This window comes from Rhodococcus sp. NBC_00294 (genome assembly GCF_036163995.1).
GTDB lineage: Bacteria > Actinomycetota > Actinomycetes > Mycobacteriales > Mycobacteriaceae > Rhodococcoides.
The window spans coordinates 2,928,249-2,945,261 of sequence record NZ_CP108043.1 but is presented as its reverse complement, the minus strand read 5'-3'; the positions used below and the strand labels follow the sequence as shown (position 1 = coordinate 2,945,261).

The 17,013-nt window shown below is 68.8% G+C and carries 15 protein-coding genes and 1 pseudogene; 5 read left to right on the top strand and 11 right to left on the bottom strand.

The annotated features are described in order from the left end of the window. Positions 1 to 34 precede the first annotated feature (34 nt). From OHB23_RS13815 to OHB23_RS13800, 4 genes and pseudogenes are all read right to left on the bottom strand, one after another. On the bottom strand, positions 35 to 376 hold the full coding sequence (locus tag OHB23_RS13815) for a hypothetical protein (protein WP_328809726.1): 342 nt from the start codon (positions 374 to 376) through the stop codon (positions 35 to 37). 5 nt (positions 377 to 381) lie between these two features. Then, positions 382 to 1,587, bottom strand: coding sequence for an aminotransferase family protein (locus OHB23_RS13810; RefSeq protein WP_328811643.1), 1,206 nt, complete (start codon positions 1,585 to 1,587; stop codon positions 382 to 384). 57 nt (positions 1,588 to 1,644) lie between these two features. Continuing rightward, positions 1,645 to 2,300: pseudogene (locus OHB23_RS13805) on the bottom strand (Pr6Pr family membrane protein). 48 nt (positions 2,301 to 2,348) lie between these two features. Beyond that, a complete protein-coding gene (locus OHB23_RS13800; RefSeq protein WP_027505150.1) occupies positions 2,349 to 2,615 on the bottom strand; it encodes a helix-turn-helix domain-containing protein in 267 nt (88 codons plus the stop codon). Between the two features lie 79 nt (positions 2,616 to 2,694). Between OHB23_RS13800 and map the strand changes: the two genes are divergently transcribed. Further along, the gene (gene map / locus OHB23_RS13795; protein ID WP_328809724.1) at positions 2,695 to 3,462 is read left to right on the top strand and encodes a type I methionyl aminopeptidase; all 768 of its coding nucleotides are present in this window, start codon (positions 2,695 to 2,697) and stop codon (positions 3,460 to 3,462) included. 20 nt (positions 3,463 to 3,482) lie between these two features. After that, complete coding sequence (gene hrpA / locus OHB23_RS13790; RefSeq protein ID WP_328809723.1) at positions 3,483 to 7,409, top strand: ATP-dependent RNA helicase HrpA; 3,927 nt, start codon at positions 3,483 to 3,485, stop codon at positions 7,407 to 7,409. Position 7,410: 1 nt separating this feature from the next. Here hrpA and nrdR read toward each other — a convergent pair whose 3' ends face one another. Together nrdR and OHB23_RS13780 are read right to left on the bottom strand one after the other, a co-directional pair. Beyond that, positions 7,411 to 7,908 (bottom strand): transcriptional regulator NrdR, encoded by a 498-nt coding sequence (gene nrdR / locus OHB23_RS13785; RefSeq protein WP_027505147.1) that lies wholly within the window; start codon positions 7,906 to 7,908, stop codon positions 7,411 to 7,413. A 112-nt stretch (positions 7,909 to 8,020) separates the two neighbouring features. Further along, positions 8,021 to 8,437, bottom strand: coding sequence for a hypothetical protein (locus tag OHB23_RS13780; protein WP_328809722.1), 417 nt, complete (start codon positions 8,435 to 8,437; stop codon positions 8,021 to 8,023). 263 nt (positions 8,438 to 8,700) lie between these two features. Here OHB23_RS13780 and lexA point away from each other — a divergent pair, with 263 nt between their 5' ends. Then, positions 8,701 to 9,483, top strand: coding sequence for a transcriptional repressor LexA (gene lexA, locus OHB23_RS13775; protein WP_027505145.1), 783 nt, complete (start codon positions 8,701 to 8,703; stop codon positions 9,481 to 9,483). A gap of 61 nt (positions 9,484 to 9,544) precedes the next feature. Here lexA and OHB23_RS13770 read toward each other — a convergent pair whose 3' ends face one another. The 5 genes from OHB23_RS13770 to OHB23_RS13750 all read right to left on the bottom strand — a co-directional run bounded on the left by OHB23_RS13770 (position 9,545) and on the right by OHB23_RS13750 (position 15,063). Beyond that, positions 9,545 to 10,687, bottom strand: coding sequence for an acyl-CoA dehydrogenase family protein (locus OHB23_RS13770; protein ID WP_027505144.1), 1,143 nt, complete (start codon positions 10,685 to 10,687; stop codon positions 9,545 to 9,547). 158 nt (positions 10,688 to 10,845) lie between these two features. Beyond that, the gene (locus OHB23_RS13765; RefSeq protein WP_328809721.1) at positions 10,846 to 11,469 is read right to left on the bottom strand and encodes an IMPACT family protein; all 624 of its coding nucleotides are present in this window, start codon (positions 11,467 to 11,469) and stop codon (positions 10,846 to 10,848) included. Between the two features lie 9 nt (positions 11,470 to 11,478). Beyond that, on the bottom strand, positions 11,479 to 11,913 hold the full coding sequence (locus OHB23_RS13760; protein WP_328809720.1) for a hypothetical protein: 435 nt from the start codon (positions 11,911 to 11,913) through the stop codon (positions 11,479 to 11,481). A 23-nt stretch (positions 11,914 to 11,936) separates the two neighbouring features. Beyond that, complete coding sequence (locus OHB23_RS13755; protein WP_328809719.1) at positions 11,937 to 13,157, bottom strand: uracil-xanthine permease family protein; 1,221 nt, start codon at positions 13,155 to 13,157, stop codon at positions 11,937 to 11,939. A gap of 211 nt (positions 13,158 to 13,368) precedes the next feature. Then, positions 13,369 to 15,063 (bottom strand): phosphoenolpyruvate--protein phosphotransferase, encoded by a 1,695-nt coding sequence (locus tag OHB23_RS13750; protein ID WP_222637651.1) that lies wholly within the window; start codon positions 15,061 to 15,063, stop codon positions 13,369 to 13,371. Between the two features lie 181 nt (positions 15,064 to 15,244). On the opposite strand from OHB23_RS13750, the gene OHB23_RS13745 reads away from it, so the two are divergent. Further along, the gene (locus OHB23_RS13745; protein ID WP_027505139.1) at positions 15,245 to 16,012 is read left to right on the top strand and encodes a DeoR/GlpR family DNA-binding transcription regulator; all 768 of its coding nucleotides are present in this window, start codon (positions 15,245 to 15,247) and stop codon (positions 16,010 to 16,012) included. Continuing rightward, positions 16,009 to 16,992 (top strand): 1-phosphofructokinase family hexose kinase, encoded by a 984-nt coding sequence (locus OHB23_RS13740; RefSeq protein ID WP_222649155.1) that lies wholly within the window; start codon positions 16,009 to 16,011, stop codon positions 16,990 to 16,992. The genes OHB23_RS13745 and OHB23_RS13740 overlap by 4 nt, the downstream gene beginning before the upstream one ends. Positions 16,993 to 17,013: the final 21 nt, after the last annotated feature.

Sequence of the window (17,013 nt, the reverse complement as noted above, 5' to 3'; positions counted from 1 at the left end):
CAGCATCCACCACTCCCGATGACGTCCGTGGGAACTACGGCGACTCCACCAACTCCGGCCCCGCGGGGAAGTCCAGCATGTATTCCTCGCCCACGTCCCCCACAGCATCGGACGCGGCGGTCGTCAGGACGATGCGGTGGTCGTCCAGAGATCGGATGCGCACTGTGCGCCCCTCGAACCGGAACCTGTTCATGAGGAACCGGAGGCCGCGGCGCTCCAACGCTTCTTCCGCATCGGGCCACTCCGACACCGCCGACAGGAGTCGACCCAGTCGATCGATGGGGATCAGATTCGGAGTCGCCGTCTGCATGTCGATCCACCCGACCACCTCGCCGTCCTCGCGGGCGTGCGGGATCCAGTGATCGGGAACTGCCACGACGCTCAGCTCACCGTGGCGTCCAGCGCCCGCGCGGTGGCGGACGCCATCTGTTCGACCTGCTCGTCGGTCATGACGAACGCCGGCGAGAACTGGATCGCGCCGTTTCCGGCCGCTCGCGCGGAGACACCTTCGCGGCGCAGAGTCTTGACGAACGGCATCGCGTAGGACGGATCGGCGAACTGCACCGCGGCGACGACACCCATCCCACTGCGGACCTCGCTGACCAGGTCGTGCGAGGCCAGGGGCGAGAGATGCCGGTGCAGCGTGGCTTCGAGGCGCGACGCGTGCGTCAGCAGGTCCTCGTTCTCGATGATGTCGAGGTTGGCCATGGCCGCGGCAGCGGCGCCGGCGTGCCCGCCGTACGTGTAGCCGTGGCGCCACCAGGCGCCGCCCTCGTAGAACGGCTCGGCGACGCGCGGGGCGACGAAGACCGCACCCATCGGCACGTAGCCCGACGTCAGACCCTTCGCGGTGCACATCATGTCGGGCTCGAGGCCCAGCTTCGACGACGCGAACCACGCTCCGCCGATACGACCGAATCCGGTCACCACCTCGTCGGCCACGAACAGGATGTCGTGGTCGCGGCAGATCTGACGCACCTCGTGCAAGTAGCCCTCGGGCGGCAGGTAGACCCCGCCGGCACCGATGATCGGCTCGGCGAAGAACGCGGCGATGGTGTCCGCGCCCTCCTTCTCGATCAGTTCGAGCAGCGCCTTGCCCTCGTCCCACGCGACCGTCCGCGCGTCCGTCATCAGCTCGCCGTAGTTCTCCCGGTTCAGCGGGAGTCCGGACAGTGCGGTGCCGGCGACGTGCATGCCGTGGTACGCCTTCTGGCGGCCGACGACGACGGTCTTGCCGGGCTTGCCCATCTGGTGCCAGTAACGCCGGGCCAGCTTGGCAGCGGTGTCGATCGAGTCGGAGCCGCCCGAGGTGAAGAAGATCTTGCTGCCCGCGACGGGCGCGATCGCTGCGAGGCGGTCGGCGAGTTCCAGCGTCACGTCGGGAACGACGTCGCCGAACGTCGAGTAGTGCGCGAGCGTGGACAGCTGCCGCGCCACGGCGTCCGCGATGGCGGTGCGGCCGTGACCCACGTTCATGAACCACAGACCCGCGGTGCCGTCGAGATACTCGGTGCCGGCCGTGTCCCAGATGCGCGCGCCCTCACCTCGGGCGACGACGAATCGGCCGCCGGACTCGACGGTGTGCATGTCGGCGAAGCCGTGCCAGAACGCGGAGGACGTGTGCTGGGGAGTGGTCACGAGAGGTCAGCCTAGGCCACTCGTGGCGTGCTTCCGCGACCGGCGGGACGCCGCCAGTTCGCCCACCCTGTCGACCGCCAGGGCGATGAGCAGGAACGCCACGACCAGGACGGCGAGCCCGATCGCGAGGGGGCCGTACCCCCGCTCCCGCGGGTCCAGGAACGGATCGGGTACCAGTCGACGATGGGCCCGCGGATCAGGCTGTAGACCCCGTAGACCACGGGAAAGACCAACCACAGCACCGGCCCGCTCTCCGCGCTGCGACGACGTGGTGGCGCCAGGATCCAGTCGAGAACGATGAGGACGGGCACGATGCGGTGCAGCACCGAGTTGGTCCACGCGTCCTGGATCTGCACGTCGACGTTCGACAGCAACACCGCGTACACGATTCCGGTGATCACCATGTAGGTCGTGGCCGCCCCGCGAAGCCTGTCGAAGGTCTCGGAGCGGGGATCGACGACCCCGCCGACCACGAAGACCACGACGGCCAGCACGTTGCTCAGCACGGTGAAGTAGCTGAAGAAGTTGGCTAGCGAGAATCCGGCGACGTCCGCGGACCGGACGGGGATCCAGATCAGGGCGGCCAGCCCGAGCAGCGCGGCGACGACTCGGAGAACGCGCAGCGCGACAGGGGTGGCGACGCGATCGTCCGGCGGAGTCATGGAGCGATCCTCACACGAGCGCGGTCCTCGGCGCCGAGCAACGAAGCACTAGATCGCGACGCGATGCTCCCTGTCGCCCTGCCATGCGTCCACCGCGTCGGATACCGGCAGTCCCAGTGCCGCACAGATCTGCAGCACGGTCCCGAAGCTGGGGCTCGCGATCCGACCCACCTCGATCTTGCGGAGCGTCTCGGGTGAGATCCGGGCGTCACGGGCGACGATCTCGGGGTCTCGTCCCGCTCGTGCGGCGCGCAGGACGGCGCCGAGGCGACGACCGGCCTCGACCTGCTCGGGACTCAGCGGAATGCGGACCACAAGGTCAGCATAGCGGTATTCCTGTACCGGTCTGCTACCGTTCGTTGGTATTGAAATACCGACAGGAAGCGATGGACGGATGATCGAGCTCAAGGGCCCTGCCGAGATCGACAAGATGGCGGTGACCGGCGCGTTCGTGGCCGAGACACTGACGACGCTGTCGGAGCAGGCGCAGCCCGGCGTGAACCTGATGGATCTCGAGCATCACTGCCGCGACCTCGTCGCCACCCGCGGCGCGGTGTCCTGCTACTGGGACTACGCCCCCGAGTTCGGCAGCGGGCCGTTCCGCAACGTCATCTGCCTGTCGGTCAACGACCGTGTGCTGCACGGCCTCCCGTTCGACCACACGCTCGCGGCAGGTGACGTCCTCAGTCTGGACTTCGCGGTGTCCATCGACGGATGGGTCGCCGACTCGGCGCTGACCGTCGTCGTCGGCGACAACCCTGATCCCGCAGACGTCGAACTGATCGAGAGCACGCAGCGCGCACTGGATGCCGGCATCGCCGCGGCCGTCGTCGGTGGGCGACTCGGGGACATCTCGGCGGCGATCGAGAACGTCGCGCGGGCGACCGGAAAGCAGGTCAACACCGATTTCGGTGGTCACGGCCTGGGCCGGACGATGCACGAGGACCCGCACGTGGCCAACGCCGGCCGTGCGGGATCGGGATTGACGCTCCGGGCCGGCATGACACTCGCGTTGGAACCCTGGTGGTCCCGCGGGACGGCGAAGCTCGTCATGGACCCGGACGGATGGACCCTCCGGTCGGCCGACGGATCCATGACCGCCCATTCCGAGCACACCATCGCGATCACGGACGACGGGCCACGCATCCTGACGCAGCGGTGACGGATAAACTGGCGTGAGCCATGTCGACATCTGCTCCCCCGTCCTCCGGACCCACCCGCCGCGACCTCACGGCCCGCCTGTCCGACCTCACCTTCCGTGACGCGCACAGGCTGCGCCGTCGGCTCGACCGCAGCCGCAAGCCCGCCGAACTCGAATCGATCGCTGCCGACATCGGCCGCGCCGAAGCCACGATCGCGGCTCGTCGAGCCTCCGTTCCCACGATCACGTACCCCGAGGCACTGCCGGTGTCCGCCCGCAAGGACGACATCGCAGCCGCCATCGCGGAGAATCAGGTCGTCATCGTCGCGGGCGAGACCGGCTCGGGCAAGACGACACAGATTCCGAAGATCTGCCTCGAGCTCGGTCGCGGCGTCCAGGGCGTCATCGGACACACACAGCCCCGGCGACTGGCCGCCAGGACGGTCGCGGAACGTATCGCCGACGAACTCGGGCAGGAGATCGGCGACGCCGTCGGTTACACGGTGCGCTTCACCGACCACTCCAGCGACAACACCCTCGTCAAGCTGATGACGGACGGCATCCTGCTCGCCGAGATCCAACGGGATCGGCTGCTGCGTCGGTACGACACGATCATCATCGACGAGGCGCACGAGCGCAGCCTCAACATCGACTTCATCCTGGGCTATCTCGCCCGGTTGCTCCCCCAGCGTCCCGATCTGAAGGTCATCGTCACCTCGGCCACCATCGACCCTGGCCGCTTCGCGCACCACTTCGCGGTGAACGGGGTCGACGCGCCGATCGTCGAGGTGTCGGGCCGGACGTTCCCCGTCGAGGTCCGGTATCGGCCGCTCACGGTCGAGAACGGCGAGCAGACCATCGAACTCGACCCGGTCGACGCCACGTGCGACGCCGTCGAGGAACTGCTCACCGAACCGGAGGGCGATGTCCTCGTGTTCCTGTCGGGCGAGCGCGAGATCCGCGACACCGCCGATGCTCTGAAGGATCGCCGACTGCGCAACGTCGAGATTCTTCCGCTCTACGCCCGGCTGTCGGCAGCCGAGCAGCACCGCGTCTTTACCGGCCACACCGGTCGACGAGTCGTGTTGTCCACCAACGTCGCCGAGACGTCGCTCACCGTGCCCGGCATCCGTTACGTCGTCGACCCCGGAACCGCGCGCATCTCGCGGTACTCGCTGCGCACCAAGGTGCAGCGTCTGCCGATCGAACCCATCTCGCAGGCGTCGGCCCGCCAGCGTGCCGGCCGGTGCGGTCGCGTCGCGGACGGCATCTGCATCCGGCTCTACTCGGAGGAGGACTTCGAGGCCCGCCCCGAGTACACGGATCCCGAGATCCTGCGCACGAACCTCGCATCGGTGATCCTGCAGATGGCCTCGCTGGGGCTGGGCCGCATCGACGCGTTCCCGTTCGTCGAGGCACCGGACCCGCGCAGCATCCGTGACGGCCTGGGCCTGCTCGACGAACTCGGGGCGCTCGAGTCGCAGGGCGAGGACGGGCCCGTGCTCACCTCGCTCGGCAAGGAGCTCGCCGGCCTCCCGGTCGACCCGCGCATGGCGCGCATGCTGGTCGAGGCCAACCGCAACGGATGCCTGCGGGAAGTTCTCGTCATTGTCTCGGCGCTCTCGATCCAGGACGTGCGCGAGCGGCCCGCGGAGCATCAGCAGGCCGCCGACGAGATGCACAAGCGTTTCGTGGTGGAGGGTTCGGACTTTCTCGCACTGTGGCAACTGTGGACGTATCTGGGAGACCAGCGCCGAGAGCTGTCCTCCAACCAGTTCCGACGCATGTGCCGATCGGAATTCCTGCACTACCTGCGCATCCGCGAATGGCAGGACCTGCACGGTCAGCTGCGCCAGATCACGCGTGGCCTGGGCTGGACCATGCCTGACACGGCCGACTCCTCGGAGCCGAACCATGCCGTGATCCACCAGGCACTGCTGCCGGGTCTGCTGTCGCACATCGGTCTTCGTGAGGGCGACAAGAAGGATTTCCTCGGAGCACGTGGGTCGACCTTCGCCGTCTTCCCCGGTTCGAGCCTGTTCCGCAAGCCGCCGCGCTGGATCATGGCGGCCGAACTCGTGGAGACCAGCCGACTCTGGGCCCGGATGGGTGCGCGCATCGAGCCCGAGTGGGCCGAGAAGCTGGCCCCGCACCTGATCAAACGCCAGTACTCGGAGCCGCACTGGTCGACGAAGCGCGAAGTGGCGATGGCCTACGAACGCGTCACGCTGTACGGCATTCCTCTCGCCGCCCGTCGGCCCGTCACCTTCAGCGGTATCGATGCCGAGGTGTCTCGCGACTTGTTCATCCGCCACGCTCTCGTACAGGGCGAGTGGCGGACGCACCACCGCTTCTTCCACGCGAACCAGGAGATGCGCAGCGACGCCGAGGAACTGGAGTCGCGCGCCCGCCGACGCGACATCGTCGTCGACGACGACACCCTCTTCGCTTTCTACGACGAGCGTGTACCTGCGACCGTGGTGTCGGCCCGTCACTTCGACCGGTGGTGGAAGAAGGCGTCCCGCACGACGCCGGACCTGCTCGACTTCGACCGCGCCACCGTCGTCAACCCGGACGCCGCCGCGGTCGTCGAGGGCGACTACCCCGACGCCTGGCGTCAGGGCGAGGCGCAGTTCCCCCTGACCTACCAGTTCGAGCCGGGCAAGGAGGACGACGGCGTCACCATCACCATTCCCATCGCCCTCCTCCCCCGCGTCGCCGACGTCGGATTCGATTGGCTCGTCCCCGGCATGCGCGTCGAGTTGGTGACGGCCCTGATCAAGACTCTTCCGAAGGAGTTGCGCCGCAACGTCGTCCCAGCGCCCGACCACGCGGTGGCCGCCGTCGCGGCGATGCGACCGAGGACGGAACCACTACTGGTCGCACTGTCGCGTGAACTCACCCGCATGGGCGCCGTGCCGATCGCACCGTCGGATTTCGACCCGTCCGCGCTGCCCCGCCACCTGAAGATGACGTTCGTGGTGGTCGACGATCGCGGCCGTCGACTGGACAAGGACACGTCCCTCTCCGCCTTGCGCACCCGACTCGGTGCTGCCGCGGCCGCTGCGGTCGGCGTCGCCGCCAAGGACTCGGAGAAGGCCCCGGTGACACGGTGGACGTCCGAGACCATCGGCACACTCGAGCCCACCGTCACCCGAACGGTCAACTCGCAGAGGGTGACCGGGTATCCCGCCCTGGTTCCCGAGAAGGGCGGGGTCGCCGTTCGTGTCCTGGGCACCGCCGCCGAGCAGCGAGCAGCGATGCGCGAGGGCACCCGACGCCTCCTGCTCGACGCCATCCCATTGTCGACGAAGAACCTGCTCACCGGACGCTCCCCGGCTCAGCGGCTCGCGCTGGGGCAGAATCCGCACGGAAGCATCGAGGCGTTCGTCGAGGACTGCCGCACCCTCGCGGCCGACGAGCTCATGATGAAGCACGGCGGCCCGGTGTCCACGCCCGAGGCGTATGCGGTGCTGGAGAAGGCGGTCCGGGGCGAGCTCGCCGGCCGGACGGCCGCGGTGCTCCGGGTGGCGGAACCATCTCTCGGTGCCGCGACGAGGGTCCGCCTCGCACTCGACGACGCGACGGGAGATGCCGCGGACGACGTGCGCCAGCAGCTGGACGGGCTGATCTTCCCCGGATACGTCTTCGAGACCGGCGAAGCTCACCTGCCACACCTTCCGCGCTACCTCGAGGCGGCCGAGCGCCGACTTCGCGCATTCCCGTCCAGCGCTCGCCGCGACGCGGCGGGGATGGACGTGCTGGACCGCGTCTATGCGGACTACGACGCCCTGCTCGGGTCGGTACCGGACTCGGTGGGCCGCAGCGATGCCGTGCGGGAGATCGCCTGGATGATCGAGGAGCTGAGGGTCAACCTGTTCGCTCAGACCCTGGGAACGCTGTACCCGGTGAGCGAGAAGCGGGTGCGCAAGGCCATCGACGACGTCCGACGTGCGGTGCGGCGCTGACTCACCGCTGAGCGGCGGGCTCCGCGTCCTGGGCGGGGGCGGCATCGTGCTCGGCACGGTGGCGACGAAGGTCCTCGATCTCGCGCTCGAAGTCGTCCGCACTGCTGAACGAGCGGTAGACGGAGGCGAATCGGAGGTAGGCCACCTCGTCGAGATCGCGCAGTGGCCCGAGGATGGCGAGCCCTACCTCGTTGCTGGGGATCTCGGCCGACCCGGAAGCCCGCACCGTGTCCTCGACCTGCTGGGCGAGGAGGACGAGCGCGTCGTTGTCGACCTGGCGGCCCTGGCAGGCCCGACGGACTCCCTTGACCACCTTCTCGCGACTGAACGGCTCACTCACGCCACTGCGTTTCACGACGGAGAGCACTGCTGTCTCCACCGTGGTGAAGCGTCGACCGCACTCGGGGCAGGAACGACGCCGCCGGATCGCCTGGCCCTCCTCCGCTTCGCGCGAATCGACGACGCGCGAGTCGGGGTGACGGCAGAACGGGCAGTGCATCGGACAGAGACCCCTCGATGGCTCGGGCATTTCCCGAGCGCCACGGCGGCTCTCGGTGTGTCCAGCGTACCGGGAGGGCCTTCCGCGGCCCCGGGGGCGTGTCCGGCCGGTGTCAGCGTCCGGAGACGACGCCCATCTCCACCTGCTCCGAGATGGACGGCTGTGCCGGGACGTCGGCGGAGCGCATGTTCGCCAACCCCACCAGCCCCAGAACGGACACTGCTGTGATCAGCGCCACAGCGATGGGCGTCGCGAATCCGTGTCCCCGACGAGTGCGGTGTTCGACCTGCGAGACACCGTTCGAGCGGCGACGGTAGTCGACAGTGCCGCCGTCGGGGCGGCGGGAGTCGCGCGGAGCGGGGCTGCGGCGGACCGTGGTGCGCTCGCGCACGTCGGTCGTCGTGGACCCGGCCGCGCGGTCGGCCATACCCCAGTAGGAATCGTCGTCGCAGGTCCAGCGCGTGCGGACGGGTGCATGCATGTCGATGGAACGTGCGGTGCCGACAGTCAGCAGGTCACTTCGAGTCATTGCAACCACTCCTCGTGGATAGCCGGTGGCCGTCCGCGTCGCCGATGCACCGAGGTGTTCGAACAACACATTCGCCCACGCGTTCGAATGAACGCATGTTCGATGTATAGCAGTCCGGTCCGACAAAGTGCATCGAACACGCGACACGCTTCGAACAGGTGTTTGATCCGAGTCCCGTTTCGGTTTAGGTTCGACACACGCACAACGGACGTGACACCAGCACCACCTGCCCCACGTCCACTGCTACCGATGGAGGTATCTCGATGAAGGACGACAGCTCATCCGGCACGGTCGGCGGGCGCGCGTCAGCGACCGGCTCGGCCACGACCGCCGACACCGAGTCCGGTCTCACCGAACGTCAGCGGCGAGTGCTCGAGGTGATCCGTGCGTCGGTCGTCGAGCGCGGCTATCCGCCGAGCATCCGGGAGATCGGTGACGCCGTCGGATTGACGTCCACCTCGTCGGTCGCGCATCAACTGCGCACCCTCGAACGCAAGGGGTTCCTGCGCCGCGACCCCAACCGTCCCCGCGCCGTCGACGTGCGTCTGCCGGGCGAGAACGGGCGCCCCGAAGAGGTCTCTGCCGTCGCGCAGGACGATCTCGTCGCCGCGGACACCACGAATCACCTCGACAGCGCGGACACACCGTCGTCGGACGACGATCGCCTGCCCGCACCGACCTTCGTCCCCGTCCTGGGACGTATCGCCGCGGGTGGTCCGATTCTCGCGGAGCAGGCCGTCGAGGACGTGTTCCCGCTTCCGCGCGAGCTCGTCGGGTCCGGCTCGCTGTTCCTTCTCCGCGTCGTCGGTGAGTCGATGATCGACGCCGCCATCTGCGACGGTGACTGGGTGGTCGTGCGTCAGCAGAACGTGGCCGACAACGGGGACATCGTCGCCGCAATGATCGACGGAGAGGCCACCGTCAAGACGTTCAAGCGGACTGGTGGGGACGTCTGGCTGCTCCCCCACAACGACCTGTTCGAGCCCATTCCCGGGAACGACGCCGTGGTGCTGGGCAAGGTCGTCACCGTGATGCGCAAGCTCTGATTCCGGACACACGAACGCCGGCGCTGGATTTCCAGCGCCGGCGTCGTCGTGTTCGAGGTTCCTACAGGTCCAGACCGCGACCGATGATCTCCTTCATGATCTCCGTCGTGCCGCCGTAGATGGTCTGCACGCGGGAGTCCATGTACGCCTTGGCGATCGGGTACTCCTTCATGTAGCCGTAGCCACCGTGCAGCTGCAGGCACCGGTCGATGAGCTTGACCTGGTTCTCGGTGGTCCACCACTTCGCCATGGCGGCTTCCTGGACCGACAGCTCGTTCGCGTTGAGCTGCTCGATGTACTTGTCCACCATGATGCGGACGGCAGTCGTCTCGGTCGCGCACTCCGCCAGCACGAATCGCGTGTTCTGGAACTTGCCGATCGGCTTGCCGAACGCCTTGCGGTCCTTGCAGTACTGGATCGTCATCGCGAGCGCGGACTCCATCGCGGCAGCCGCGACGACGGCGATCGACAGGCGCTCCTGCGGCAGGTTCTGCATCAGGTAGATGAAGCCCATACCCTCCTGACCGAGCATGTTGGCGGCAGGGATGCGGACGTCGGTGAAGCTGAGCTCCGCGGTGTCCTGCGCCTTCATACCGATCTTGTCGAGGTTGCGGCCGCGCTCGAAGCCCGGCATGTCGCGCTCGACGACGAACAGGCTGAAGCCCTGCGCGCCCTTCTCCGGATCGGTGCACGCCACCACGATGACGATATCGGCGTTGATGCCGTTGGTGATGAACGTCTTGGAGCCGTTGAGCACCCAGTCGTCACCGTCACGGACGGCCTTGGTCTTGATGCCCTGCAGGTCACTGCCCGTGCCCGGCTCGGTCATCGCGATCGCGGTGATCAGCTCACCGGAGCAGAAGCCGGGCAGCCAGCGCTGCTTCTGCTCGTCGTTCGTCAGCTCGATGAGGTACGGAGCGACGACGTCGTTGTGCAGCGTGAACCCGATGCCGCTGTACCCACCGGCCGTGGTCTCCTCGGTGACGATGGCGTTGTAGCGGAAGTCCTTGACTCCGCCGCCGCCGAACTCCTCCGGCACTGCCATGCCCAGGAAGCCCTGCTTGCCGGCCTCGACCCAGACACCTCTGTCGACGATGTTCTGCGTCTCCCACTCCGCGTGATGCGGCGCGACGTGCTGCTCGAGAAACTTCTTGTACGAGCTGCGGAACAGGTCGTGCTCGGGCTCGAACAACGTGCGCTTCATGATTCTCCTCGTCGTGCGTACGGCGGATCTGTCTCGAGCCTAGAACCAGGTACGAGCGGGGTCGATGACCAGTGCGAGCACGTTCGGTGACCTCGGCGTCGCTGGGCGGATCCGGTGTGTTGAGCCGCGGTATCCGCGGCTCAACGCACCCAGCCGCCTCAGAGCCCGAGCACCCACCGGTGCCCGACGCGCTCGGCCACCACACCGCCGCCGGTCGCGGACGCGAGGACACCGTCGAGCCGGTCGCCGTCACCGATCACCCGGAGCCGCACGTCGGATCCGTAGGCGACGTCGTCGACGGCGAATCCGTGCACTCGCAGGACGCCCTCCACCCGACCGGCATCAGCATGGGACAAGTCCATCTCGAGGACGTCGACTCGCGCGAGCTCGCCGACCTCCGCGCGGTCGAGCGCCGCACTCACCGCGCCCGAGTAGGCGCGCACCAGTCCACCGGCACCGAGCTTGACGCCCCCGAACCACCGACTGACGACGGCCACCACATCGACCAGGTCGCGGCCGGTCAGCACGCCGAGCATCGGAACACCTGCCGTACCGCCAGGTTCGCCGTCGTCCGATGCGCGCTGACGGCGGTGCTCCTGATCTGCGCCGACGACGAAAGCCCAACAGTGGTGGCCCGCATCGGGAAACTCTGCCGACACCGCAGCGACCACGTCGAGCGCCTCGGACTCGGTGTGGACGGTGACCACGCGGGCGAGGAACCGGCTCCGCTCGATCACCGTTTCCGCATCGATGTGTCGGGTCGCGACGAGGGCATGCGGCACGGAGCCAGCCTAGACGCGGCGATTGTGCCGAGCCTGCAGGACGAGTGGCGGCAGAACCCAGGCGACGATTGCCAGAGTCACCCACCAGTACTGACCCGGCACGCCGTTCAGAGCGAAGCCGACGACGACCACCGCCGAACCACTGGCACTCCGCAGCAGGTCGACGTCACGGCGACGCACCGCGGGGCCGCGCAACCAGGAGATGCGCTGGTCGCCGCTCTCGCGCACGGTCCGCATCGTCGACGCAACGGCGAGAACCACAGCAACGATCAGGGCAACAGCCGCAACGGCCGCACGAGCAACAGAGTTCGGCAGCGCGAAGGTCGCCACGACGATTGCAACCCAGACGACGCCGATCAGCGGAACCTTCCACGCCGGCGTCGACGGCCACTCGTCCGGCGCGAGGCGCACGGGTCGCATCGGGTCGAGGTGTGGGTGGCTCACCGCTTCAGCGTGGCACAGACCGCTCAGTCTCGTCGCCGCTCCGACAGCGCGCGCAGCACCGGGTACGCGACCAGGATGCCGACCGAGCCCCACACGATGCCGCCTAGTTCGACGGATCCGATGGTCAGCGTCAAGTCACCGACACCGGCGACGAGGGCGGCCGCCGCGACCATCAGGTTGAGCGGCTTGGTGAAGTCGATCCCCGCTTCCTGCCAGATCCGCACGCCGAGAAGGCCGATGAGACCGTAGAGCACGAGCGTCGCGCCGCCGATCACACCGCTCGGGACCGTGAAGATCAGAGCGCCGAACTTCGGGGAGAACGAGAGCACCAGCGCCGTGGCGGCGGCGACCCAGTAGGCAGCGGTGGAGTACACGCGGGTGGCGGCCATGACGCCGATGTTCTCCGCGTAGGTCGTGGTGCCCGAACCACCACCGGCACCGGCGAGGACGGTCGCCGCGCCGTCCGCCATGAGGGCGTCACCGGCGACGTCGTCGAGGGACCGACCCGTCATCGCCGCGACCGCCTTCACGTGACCGACGTTCTCGGCGACGAGCACCACGACGACGGGCAGTGCGACGAGCACGACGGACAGCTGGAACGAAGGGCCCGTGAACTCGGGCAGTCCGATCCACGACGCGCTACCGAGTGCGTCGACGCGTGCGGGATCGAGAGCACCGGTGACGGCAGCGAACACCCACCCCACGACGACGCCGACGAGGATGCCGAGGCGGCCGATCAGCCCCGGCACCGCGACGGTGACCAGCAGGACCGCCACGAGAGTCACGGTCGCGACGAGCGGCTGAGCTTCGTACGAGGTCGCGGCGGTGGACGCGAGGTTCAGGCCGATGAGCGCCACGATCGCGCCGGTCACGAGCGGCGGCATGACGGCGTCGAGGACGCGGCTCCCCGCCAACCGGACGAGCAGGCCGACCAGGAACAACACCACGCCCACCACGAGCACCGCGCCGAGCTGCGCAGCGGGACCGTCGCCCGCCGTCGCCGCCAAGGGTGCGATGAATGCGAAGGACGAGCCCAGGTAGCTCGGGATCCGGCCGCGCGTGGCCAACAGGAAGATCGCGGTACCCAGACCGGAGAAGAACAGCGTCGTCGTGACCGGGAACCCTGTGATGGTCGGCACCAGCAGAGTGGCACCGAACATCGCGACGACATGCTGCATCCCGATCCCGATCGTGCGTGGCCACGAGAGCCGTTCGTCGGGAGCGACGACCGCGTCGGGCGCCACGGTGCGACCGTCACCGTGGACGGACCAGCGAGGGAAAAACTGCCTGGATCGAGTTGTCGTCACGGCGGAAATGATGTCATGCGGGAAGGCCGGAGGCCGGTCGGCAGGTCACCGGGAAGGCCGGAGGCCGGTCGGCAGGTCACAGGGAAGGCCGGAGGCCGGTCGGCAGGTCACCGGGAAGGCCGGAGGGCGGTCGGAGGGCGGGAGCGCATCACCCGAGCAGGCCGGCGGCAACCTCGCGTGCTTCGGCCGGGCTGGAGGTGGACAGCACGGCCTCGGCCGCGGCCTTGCACTGCTCGAGGGTCACGGTGCCGAGCTTCGCGCCGACACCGGCCACGGCGGCCGACGCGGCCGAGAGGGACGTGACGCCGAAGCCGACGAGGACACAGGCCAACAACGGGTCCGCGGCGGCCTCTCCGCAGACTCCGACAGGCTTGTTCACCGCTGCGCCGGCCTTCGCCGCGTGGGCGACGAGCGTCAGGACTGCGGGCTGCCACGGATCGGTCAGTGCGGCCAGGTCGGCGGACATGCGGTCGGCCGCCATCGTGTACTGCGCGAGGTCGTTGGTTCCGATGGACAGGAAGTCGACGTGATCGAGGATCCGGTCCGCGAGCAGCGCCGCGGCGGGCACCTCGATCATGACGCCGGGGGTGAGCCCGCGTTCCCGCACGTCGGCGGCGAAGGCCTGTGCCTCGGCGGACGTGGCGATCATCGGGGCCATCACCCACGGAGACGACTCGGTCGAGGCCGCCGCGGCCGCGATGGCGTCGAGCTGGCGGTGCAGGATGCCGCGATTGCCCTCGGCGATACGGATGCCGCGCACTCCGAGGGCCGGGTTGGCCTCGTCGGCGTGGTTCGCGAAGCGCAGCGGCTTGTCCGAGCCGGCGTCGAGCGTGCGGACGACCACCTTGGTGCCCTCGAACGCGGTGAGCACCTCGGCGTAGATCGAGGCCTGCTCGTCGACGGTGGGCTCGACGTCGCGGTCGAGGAAGCTGAGTTCGGTGCGGAAGAGTCCGACGCCGTCGGCCGCGGTGGACCGGGCTGCGCGAGCGCCGGCGCCGTCCTGCACGTTCGCGAGGATGTCGACACGGTGACCGTCGGACGTCCGGCCCGGCCCGCTCCAGTCGGCCACCTCGGCGAGGTGGGTGGCCGATTCCTCGACCGCGGAGCGTGCCGTGGACGGATCGGGCTCGATCTCGATGCGGCCGGTGGTGCCGTCCACCATGACGAGCGTCCCGGCGGGGACGTCGTCGAGGCCCGTCGCCGCGACGATGCACGGGATGCCGAGCTGACGGGCGATGATCGCGGTGTGGCTGGTGGGTCCACCGAGCGAGGTCGCGAGGCCGACGACCAGCGTGGCGTCGAGTCCCGCGGTGTCGGCGGGTGCGAGGTCCTCCGCCAGGAGAACCGAGGGCTCCGACGGGGTGGGCACGCCGGGCTCCGGGAGATCGGACAGCTCGGCGATCACGCGGTCGCAGATGTCCATGAGGTCGGTGATGCGCTCGGCCATGCGTCCGCCGAGCTTGGCGAACATGGCGACGAACTGGTCCGTCGCGGTGACGGCGGCGTACGCGGCGTCGGAACCCTTGCCGATGGCCTTGACGCCGGCGCCGATCCACCCGCGGTCCTCGGCCATCGCGGCGTTGGCGGCGAGCACCTCGGACGCGGAGCCGGTTGCCAGTGCGGCACGGGCCTGCAGACGTCGACCGACCTCGGCCGCCGCGGCGCGGAAGCGCTCCTTCTCTGCATCGCGCGCGTCCTCGGCGATCTCGACGGCCGTGTCGGGACGTGAGGGGCGCGGCGCCGGGCGGATCGCGGGGCCGTAGCCGACGCCGGGCACCACCGGCGTGCCCTGCACCGCGTGGGCCGTCGGCTGTGCCTCGTTCGCGGTGAGCGATCCCGTCATCTGCTTCCTCCTGCTGCGCGGTGGTGCGGGGGCATCTCGCCTACCCGCTGTGCATCGCGTCTCCCGCGATGGCTCTTGTGACTCAGATTACTCGAACCCCTTGACATGTCAACAGAGACGGGCGTAAAACAACATAAACCAACAGTGAAACAACGGATCGGACGGAGGGGCGGTGAACACGATGTACGCGGAAGAGCGGCAGAACGCCATCGCCGGCCTCATCGGACAGCGCGGTCGCGTCTCCGTCGCCGACCTGGCCGACACGTTCGGTGTCACCACCGAGACCGTGCGCCGTGACCTGGCCTCGCTCGACCGTATGGGCGTCGTGCGCCGAGTCCACGGTGGCGCAGTGCCCGCCACGTCGGTCACCGCGGTGGAGCCAGGGATGGCCGAGCGCGAACACACCCGCGCGAAGGAGAAGGACCGCATCGCCGCTGCCGCCCTTGCCTACCTGCCTGCACCCGGCGGATCCATCGCGCTCGATGCCGGCACCACCACCGGTCGCCTCGCCGCGCTGATCCCCGTCGAGTCGGATCTGACGGTGGTGACCAACTCGCTTCCCATCGCGACGCGTCTCGCCGCGGTTCCGTCCCTCGATCTCCACCTGCTCGGTGGCCGCGTCCGCGGTGTCACGCAGGCGACCGTCGGCGAGGACACCCTGCGAGTGCTCGGGACCGTGCGTGTCGACGTGACGTTCATGGGCACCAACGCGATCAGCGTCGGCCACGGTCTCTCGACTCCCGACACCGACGAGGCCGCCGTCAAGCGCGCGATGGTGAGCGCGGCGGACCGCGTGATCGTCGTCGCGGACTCGGCCAAGATCGGCCTGCAGTTCTTCATGTCCTTCGCCGCACTCGACTGTGTGGACGTCCTCGTCACCGACGACGGCATCACCGACACCGACTGCACCCGTCTGCAGCAACACGGATTGGAGGTGGTGGTCGCATGATCCTCACCCTGACGGCCAACCCCAGCATGGATCGCACGGTCTCCCTCGACGTGCCGTTGGTGCGCGGATCGGTGCATCGCAGCGCACTGACCACGACGGAGCCCGGCGGCAAGGGGGTCAACGTCGCACGCGTCGTCACCTCCGCCGGACGGACCGCCACAGCGGTGCTCCCGTGCAGCGGTTCCGATCCGCTGCTCAGCGCGCTCGGCACCCTCGGAGTCCGGTACCACGCCGTACCCACGTCGGGTGTCGCGCGCACGAACCTGACCATCAGCGAGTCCGACGGCACGACGACCAAGATCAACGAGCCCGGGGCCGGACTCGCGCCCGAGACGGTCGACGCCCTGATGGCGTCCGTCCTGGAACTCGCGCAGCGCGCCGACTGGGTCGTCCTGTCCGGATCGATCCCGCCCGGAATCGACGCCACCTGGTACGGCCGCCTCGTCACCGCGCTGCACGAGGTGTCGGCCAAGGTTGCCGTGGACACCTCCGACGATCCCCTCTCGGCGCTCGCCGCGGGCTTCCCCGCCACGGCACCGGACCTGATCAAGCCGAACGCGGAAGAACTCGCACACCTCACCGGACACGACGGCGCGGCTCTCGAAGCCAGTGCCGCACAGGGTGACCCGTATCCCACGGTCGAGGCCGCGCGCGTTCTCGTCGACCGCGGAGTGGCTGCCGTCCTGGCGACACTCGGTGGGTCCGGGGCCGTCCTGGTCACCGCGACAGGGTCGTGGTTCGCCACCCCTCCCCCGATCACCCCGCGAAGCACCGTCGGCGCGGGCGACTCGTCGTTGGCCGGATACATCCTGGCCGATCTCGACGGCGAGGACGGTGCCGGTCGACTCGCCCGGGCCGTCGCCTACGGATCCGCAGCCGCCGCCCTACCGGGCACCCGGTTGCCGACGCCGTCCGACGTCGACGTCACTGCCGTCCCCGTCCACACCCTCGACTCGTCACCCGCCGTACCCCAGTCCTGAAACCCCAGTCCTGATCTCCCA

What these genes read in the sequence shown, in the direction of transcription:
- OHB23_RS13810 (WP_328811643.1), bottom strand. Translation starts at nt 1,587, where the DNA reads ATGCACACCGTCGAGTCCGGCGGCCGATTCGTCGTCGCCCGAGGTGAG.
- map (WP_328809724.1), top strand. Translation starts at nt 2,695, where the DNA reads ATGATCGAGCTCAAGGGCCCTGCCGAGATCGACAAGATGGCGGTGACC.
- hrpA (WP_328809723.1), top strand. Translation starts at nt 3,483, where the DNA reads ATGTCGACATCTGCTCCCCCGTCCTCCGGACCCACCCGCCGCGACCTC.
- nrdR (WP_027505147.1), bottom strand. Translation starts at nt 7,908, where the DNA reads ATGCACTGCCCGTTCTGCCGTCACCCCGACTCGCGCGTCGTCGATTCG.
- OHB23_RS13780 (WP_328809722.1), bottom strand. Translation starts at nt 8,437, where the DNA reads ATGACTCGAAGTGACCTGCTGACTGTCGGCACCGCACGTTCCATCGAC.
- lexA (WP_027505145.1), top strand. Translation starts at nt 8,701, where the DNA reads ATGAAGGACGACAGCTCATCCGGCACGGTCGGCGGGCGCGCGTCAGCG.
- OHB23_RS13770 (WP_027505144.1), bottom strand. Translation starts at nt 10,687, where the DNA reads ATGAAGCGCACGTTGTTCGAGCCCGAGCACGACCTGTTCCGCAGCTCG.
- OHB23_RS13750 (WP_222637651.1), bottom strand. Translation starts at nt 15,063, where the DNA reads ATGACGGGATCGCTCACCGCGAACGAGGCACAGCCGACGGCCCACGCG.
- OHB23_RS13745 (WP_027505139.1), top strand. Translation starts at nt 15,245, where the DNA reads ATGTACGCGGAAGAGCGGCAGAACGCCATCGCCGGCCTCATCGGACAG.
- OHB23_RS13740 (WP_222649155.1), top strand. Translation starts at nt 16,009, where the DNA reads ATGATCCTCACCCTGACGGCCAACCCCAGCATGGATCGCACGGTCTCC.